Source organism: Cupriavidus sp. 05L310, from assembly GCF_056398185.1.
In genome coordinates, this window is sequence record NZ_JBFTOX010000015.1 from 138,942 (window position 1) to 145,344 (window position 6,403).

Annotated in this window: 6 protein-coding genes and 1 pseudogene; 2 read left to right on the forward strand and 5 right to left on the reverse strand. The window is 66.4% G+C overall.

Annotated elements, in window-relative coordinates:
- Positions 1–27 precede the first annotated feature (27 nt).
- Together corA and AC1DS6_RS13575 are read right to left on the reverse strand one after the other, a co-directional pair.
- Complete coding sequence (gene corA, locus AC1DS6_RS13570; protein WP_035875456.1) at positions 28–990, reverse strand: magnesium/cobalt transporter CorA; 963 nt, start codon at positions 988–990, stop codon at positions 28–30.
- A 499-nt stretch (positions 991–1,489) separates the two neighbouring features.
- Entirely contained in the window at positions 1,490–2,392 is a 903-nt protein-coding gene (locus AC1DS6_RS13575; RefSeq protein WP_045237114.1) for a DMT family transporter, read from the reverse strand.
- Between the two features lie 170 nt (positions 2,393–2,562).
- Here AC1DS6_RS13575 and pyrF point away from each other — a divergent pair, with 170 nt between their 5' ends.
- A complete protein-coding gene (gene pyrF / locus AC1DS6_RS13580) occupies positions 2,563–3,381 on the forward strand; it encodes an orotidine-5'-phosphate decarboxylase (RefSeq protein WP_441635561.1) in 819 nt (272 codons plus the stop codon).
- A 39-nt stretch (positions 3,382–3,420) separates the two neighbouring features.
- Here the strand turns inward: pyrF and AC1DS6_RS13585 are convergent, their stop codons facing one another.
- The 3 genes from AC1DS6_RS13585 to thiL form a co-directional block, all read right to left on the reverse strand.
- A complete protein-coding gene (locus AC1DS6_RS13585) occupies positions 3,421–3,918 on the reverse strand; it encodes a CinA family protein (protein WP_035875451.1) in 498 nt (165 codons plus the stop codon).
- A 36-nt stretch (positions 3,919–3,954) separates the two neighbouring features.
- The gene (locus tag AC1DS6_RS13590) at positions 3,955–4,521 is read right to left on the reverse strand and encodes a phosphatidylglycerophosphatase A family protein (RefSeq protein WP_035875449.1); all 567 of its coding nucleotides are present in this window, start codon (positions 4,519–4,521) and stop codon (positions 3,955–3,957) included.
- Positions 4,522–4,626: 105 nt separating this feature from the next.
- The gene (gene thiL / locus AC1DS6_RS13595; RefSeq protein WP_441635564.1) at positions 4,627–5,607 is read right to left on the reverse strand and encodes a thiamine-phosphate kinase; all 981 of its coding nucleotides are present in this window, start codon (positions 5,605–5,607) and stop codon (positions 4,627–4,629) included.
- Positions 5,608–5,957: 350 nt separating this feature from the next.
- On the opposite strand from thiL, the pseudogene AC1DS6_RS13600 reads away from it, so the two are divergent.
- Positions 5,958–6,403: pseudogene (locus AC1DS6_RS13600) on the forward strand (NADP-dependent malic enzyme); the annotation flags it as partial.

The window sequence follows — 6,403 nt, forward strand, 5'->3', positions numbered from 1 at the left end:
TGAGCGCGGCGGCAGCCGCGCCGCCACTTAGCTCAGCCAGCCTTTGCGCTTGAAATACACCAGCGGAATCGCCGCCGACACCGCCATCAGCCCGATCGCCCACGGATAGCCCGCGGACCAGTCCAGTTCCGGCATCAGCTTGAAGTTCATGCCGTAGATGCTGGCGATCAGCGTGGGCGGCATCAGCGCCACCGACACCACCGAGAACAGCTTGATGATCTTGTTCTGGTTGATGTTGATGAAGCCGACCGTGGCATCCATCAGGAAGTTGATCTTGTCGAACAGGAACGCGGTGTGGTTCTCGATGGAGTCGATATCGCGCAGGATCTGGCGGGCTTCGTCCTGCTGCTCGGCCGACAGCAACTGGCTGCGCATCAGGAAGGAGACCGCGCGGCGCGTATCCATGACGTTGCGGCGGATGCGGCCGTTCAGGTCTTCCTCGCGGGCGATGGTTTCCAGCACGTCGGCGGCGGCGGCATCGGTCACGTTTTCGGCCAGCACGCGCTTGCTGGCTTCCTCCAGCCGTTCGTAGACTTCCTCGATGGAGTCCGCCGAGTATTCCGCATCGGTGGCGTACAGATCCATCAGCACATCCTTGGCGTTGCGCACCGAACCCGGCCGCATGCGCGCGCGCAACCGCACCAGCCGGAACACCGGCAGGTCTTCGTCGTGGATGGAGAACAGCACGTCGCGGGTCAGCACGAACGCCACGCGCACGTTGCGCGAGATCTCTTCCTCATCGAGCAGGAAGTCGGTGCGGATATGGATGTTCTCGTCTTCGCCCTCGAAGTAGCGGGCCGAGGCTTCCAGGTCGCCCAGGTCTTCCAGTTCCGGCAGGGCTACGCCGTACGCTTCCTTGATCCAGGCGAGTTCTTCTTCATCGGGGCTGATGACGTCGATCCAGATCGGCTTGTGCTGCAGAAGTTCATTGCGATCGTCGACCTGCTCCTGTGCGAGCCGGCCTTTCTGCAGGACGAACAGGTTGATCATCCCAGGGCTTCCTTGTTGCGTTTGGCGAAGAAACGCGCAGGCTAGGCTTGGCCGGCCCCGGGCGAACTCACGCTTCGCGCGCAATGGCGAAGCATGAGCCCGCTGGCAAGCGTGATCGCGCTGCGCGCTTTTGCGAGCGTGCAAGGCGATGGCGTTTGCCGTTCATGGCTGGCAAGCCGGGAGAGGGAAAGTCCGGGACGAAGCGGCGCGCGCGGCGGCGGCCGTCAGGGGCACGGAAGAACACTCACCCGCAGTATGTGCTGCGGGCGAGTCCGACGAGGCGGTGGAGCGGGATGGTCCGGCTCCGGCGGTCGTCGTTACGCAGCCCGCAGTGACATGGCATTCGGTGCGATCGCAATCTGGCTGCGGCAACACGAACACCCGATGCTACTGCCCACGTAGTTTCTCCGGGATTATGATGGCCGCGAGTGTAGCCCAACGAGGGGGGCTTGTTAAGTGAAATCTGGGTGAATGCAGGCCCCGGCGCACAGTGTTGCCGTCATGCCGCCCGCGCGCTCCGGCGCCAGCGGCGCAACAGCGGCACCAGCAGCACCGAGGCCATGGCGGCGAACATCAGCACGATCGCGGCATAGTCCTGCCAGTGCGGCTGCTCGCCCAGCATCCACATGCCCGAGAACACACCGACCACCGGGATGAACATCATCGACAGGCTCGACACCACCGGCGGCAGGCTGCGCGCCAGCATGAACCAGACGAGATGGCAGTAGGCGAACACCACTACCGCGTTATAGGCGATCGCCCCCCACTCCACGGCATTGGGCAGGCGCCAGCCGTGCTCGAGCAGCAGCGTGCCGAGCAGCAGGAAGGGCAGCGTGACCACCAGCATCCAGAAGGTCAGCACGCCGATCGGCATTTCGATCTTGCTGCGCTTCATCATCTGCGTGCCCAGGCCCCAGCCGGCCGCGGCGCCCAGCATCAGCAGGGTGCCGCCCGGGCTGCCGGTCAGCGCCGCGATCTCGCCCGACAGCAGCAGCGCGGTGCCGGCCAGCGCGCAGGCGATGCCGATCCAGGCGGCGGCGCCAATGCGTTCGCGGAACAGCACCAGGCCCCAGACCACGGCCCAGATCGGCATGGTGTAGCCAAGGATGGCGGCGCGCCCGGAAGACAGCATCTTGACGGCGCAGATCGCCAGCAGATGCCAGAACACCATGTTGGGTATCGCCAGCTTGATCACGGTCGGCCACTGCCCCGCCGGGACCCGCAGCGATTCGCCGCGCAGGCGCAAGGCCAGCCCCAGCGCCAGCACGCCGCCGGCCATGCAGAGCAGACGGAATCCCATGGCCGGGAACTGCGCCACGCCGAGTTTCATGATGGGCCAGTTGATGCCCCAGGCGAGTGTGAGGATGACGAGCAGCACCAGGCTGCGGCGGTCGAGAGACATGGCGGGGTGGCGGCTGTGTGCGACGCCGCTCTTTGTATCGAGGAAGAACGGCAGAAGATAGCACGCAACGGGTAAAATCGCAGAACGACTGTTGCCGCGGGGGAGCGCCGACCCGGCCCACAGGGCTCGGCGCGCAGCCGATGCGGCCGACCCAGATTAGCGAGCATTCCATGACATTCACCGAGCAGTTGGCTGCAGCCTGGCAGCGCAACGATTCCCTCCTATGCGTCGGGCTCGACCCCGATCCCGGCAAGCTGCCCCTGTCGATGACGGGCGCGGGCGGCGCCATTTTCTCCTTCTGCCGCGAGATCGTTGACGCCACCGCCGACCTGGTCTGCGCCTTCAAGCCGCAGATTGCCTATTTTGCGGCGCAGCGGGCCGAAGACCAGCTTGAGCAGCTGATCGCCTATATCCATGACGCCCACCCCGGAATTCCCGTGATCCTGGACGCCAAGCGCGGAGATATCGGCTCGACCGCGCAGCAATACGCCATCGAAGCCTTCGAGCGCTACCGTGCCGATGCGGTCACGGTCAATCCGTACATGGGCCTGGATTCGATGGAGCCCTACCTGGCTTATCCCGATCGCGGCGTGATCGTGCTGTGCCGCACCTCAAATCCTGGCGGCTCGGATGTGCAGTTCCTGCCGGTGAACGGCAAGCCCGTGTACCAGGTGGTGGCCGAAGCGGCCGCCACGCGCTGGAATACCAACGGCCAGATGTCGCTGGTAGTGGGGGCGACCTTCCCCGCGGAGATTGCCAAGGTGCGAGAGATCGTGGGCGACATGCCGCTGCTGATCCCGGGCATCGGTGCCCAGGGCGGCGATATCGAGGCTACCGTTCGCGCCGGGCGTACTGCCGCTGGCACTGGCATGATGATCAATTCCTCGCGCGCCATCCTCTATGCCAGCCGCGAGAAGGATTTCGCCAGCGCCGCGCGCAACGTCGCGCTGCAGACACGCGAAACCATCAACCGCTACCGCCAGGGCTGAACCGCCGCATCGTTGGCGGCCGTCAGGCCGCTGCATGCCTCAGGCCTCGTTGCGGACCAGTTCCAGCAGGCCGCGGATGGCGTACTCGGCGGCCTGGCGGCGGATCTGCTGGCGGTCGCCGCGAAAGCGCTGCGTTTCCACCGTGGTGGTGATGCGGTTGCTCCAGCCGAAGCAAACCATGCCAACCGGCTTTTCCGGCGTGCCGCCGGTCGGTCCGGCCACGCCGGTGATGGACAGCGCCACCTGGGCGCGGCTGTTGAGCAGGGCACCTTCGGCCATGGCGCGCGCCACTTCCTCGCTGACAGCGCCGTGATCGCGGATCAGCTTGGCCGGCACTCCCAGCATGGTCGACTTGGCTTCGTTCGAGTAGGTGACGAAGCCACGCTCGAACCAGCCTGACGAACCCGATACATCCGTAATGGCCGCGGCCACGAGCCCGCCGGTGCAGGACTCCGCCGTAGCGAGCAACAGCGACTTCTCGTTCAGGGAAATACCGACCTGGACGGCAAGCTGGTCGAGCAAGCGGCTGACGGACATGATGGCGGATTCAGTAAGGGTTGCGGGAAGTGCGGATTACAGCGAACGCCACAGGGCGAACACCAGCAGCGTGTAAAAGGCGGCCATCACATCGTCGAACATGACGCCGAAACCGCCGCGCAGGCCGGGTCCCTTGAGCGTGCGGTCGAGATGCCCGATCGGCGCCGGCTTGGCGATATCGAACAGGCGGAACCACAGGAAGGCCGCAAGCTGGCCCCAGAATCCGGTCGGCATCACAAAGGCCATGACCAGCCAGAACGCCACGATTTCGTCCCAGACCATGCTGCCGTGGTCGTGCACGCCCATGTCGCGCGCAGTGCGGGCGCAGGCCCACAGCCCTAGCAGGAAGCCGCCGGCGATCAGCCATAGCCAGGCCTCCGGCTGCACCCACATCGAGATCACCAGGTATGACAGCCACGCATACAGGGTGCCGACCGTGCCGGGGCCAACCGGCGACAGGCCGGAGCCGAAGCCCAGCGCGATCAGGTGGGCGGGGTGGGAGAGCATGAAGCGCGCCGTGGGGCGCAGGACCTTGGCGGCCTGGCCGGCTTCCAGGGTCAGGGCGGGATCGTGCGCGGAAGGCCCGGGCGGGTAGGCGGACATCAAGGATTGGCTCGTATGGTTCGGATGGGATTTTTCCGGACAACGGGTCCGGGCAGGGTCTGGCGCCCGGCATGGCTGCATGATGACACGGCGGACGCTGGCTTGTCAGGAGGAAGCGAAGTGATCGAAGCTGCTGCCCGAGTAAGCGCTCGGGTCGCCGTCCTCGTTGACCAGGCGCAAGCCGGGTTCGGGGGTGATGGCGCCGACACGCGTCAGCGGCAGCCCCAGCCGCGCGCCGATGGCGGCGACGGCATCGCGGGTGCCGGCGGGCGCGGTGAAGCAGAGTTCGTAGTCATCGCCACCGGCCAGCGTGCATTCCAGCTGGCGCGCCTCGGGTTGGCCGGCCATCACCTCCGAGCGCGGCAGGGCATCGACGTTGAGCAGGGCGCCCACCTGGGAGCGTGCCAGGATATGGCCGAGATCGCCAACCAGGCCGTCGGAGATATCTAGTGCGGCATGAGCCACTCCGCGCAGTGCCATGCCCAGCGCCACGCGCGGCGTCGGCGTCTCCATGCGCGGGCGCACCTCGGTGAAATCGGGCTCGGGCAGCAGCCATTCGCCGCGGCAGTCGCCCAGCGCCAGGCGGGCATCGCCGAGTGTGCCGGAGATCCAGATGTCGTCGCCGGGGCGCGCGGCATCGCGTCGCAGCGCCTTGTGCGCGGGCACGTCGCCGAACACCGTCAGGCTTAGCGTGAGGGGGCCGCGGGTGGTGTCGCCGCCGATCAGCTCGCAGCCGTGGGCATCGGCCAGTTCCAGCATGCCCGCGGCCAGTTCGGCCAGCCACTCGGGATCGGCTTCGGGCAAGGCCAGCGCCAGCGTGAACGCGCGGGGTTCCGCGCCCATGGCCGCCAGGTCGGACAGGTTGACGGCCAGCGCCTTGTGGCCCAGCGCCCGCGGCGCCACGTCGGGGAAGAAGTGGCGTCCGCTGACCAGCATGTCGGTGCTGATGGCCAGGTGGTGCCCGGGCCGCCCCTCGATCAGCGCGCAGTCGTCGCCCACACCCAGCACGGCCTTGTGCGCGGGCCGGGTAAAGAAACGGCGGATCAGGTCGAACTCGGAGAGCTGGGCGCTGGAGGTTTCGGGCATGGGGAGGTTTCGAGGCGGCGGAGATTCGGCGAAGGGCTGGGTAATACCGCCACACGAATGGCTTGCGGTGGCAAGCTGGCGTCATGCGGTGCGGCAGCTCGCCGGCGTGACTCACATCCCGGCTCCAGGACCGCGCCGGGGCGGGTTTCGCCCTGCTGGTCAGCCCTGGCGGCTTGCGGCATATTGTACCGAAACGCAAAGGTGCTCCGCGCAAAACGCTTATTGTGAAATAATATTTCACAATATAAAATGCGGGGTTCCAGAGGAAGAGACCGCGGGTACGTGGAGCCGGCCCGCCATTTCGTTTCCAGTAACGTCAATAACGGCTCCACCGACCGGAAGATGCGCCGATGACCAGTCCCCAGCAGCCCACGCCCCCAGAAGACCTGAAGCAGCAGCAGCGTGAGGCGCTGCGCAAAGCTGCCCTGGAATATCACGAGTTTCCGACGCCGGGCAAGATCTCGGTCACGCCGACCAAGCCGTTGTCCAACCAGCGTGACCTGGCGCTGGCCTACTCGCCGGGCGTCGCCGCCGCGTGCGAGGAAATCGTGGTCGATCCGGCCAATTCCTTCCGCTACACCGCGCGCGGCAACCTGGTCGGCGTGATCACCAACGGCACCGCCGTGCTGGGCCTGGGCGACATCGGTCCGGCGGCTTCCAAGCCGGTCATGGAAGGCAAGGCGGGCCTGTTCAAGAAGTTCGCCGGCATCGACGTGTTCGACATCGAACTCGACGAGAAGGACCCCGAGAAGCTGGTGCAGATCATTGCCGCGCTCGAGCCTACCTTCGGCGGCAT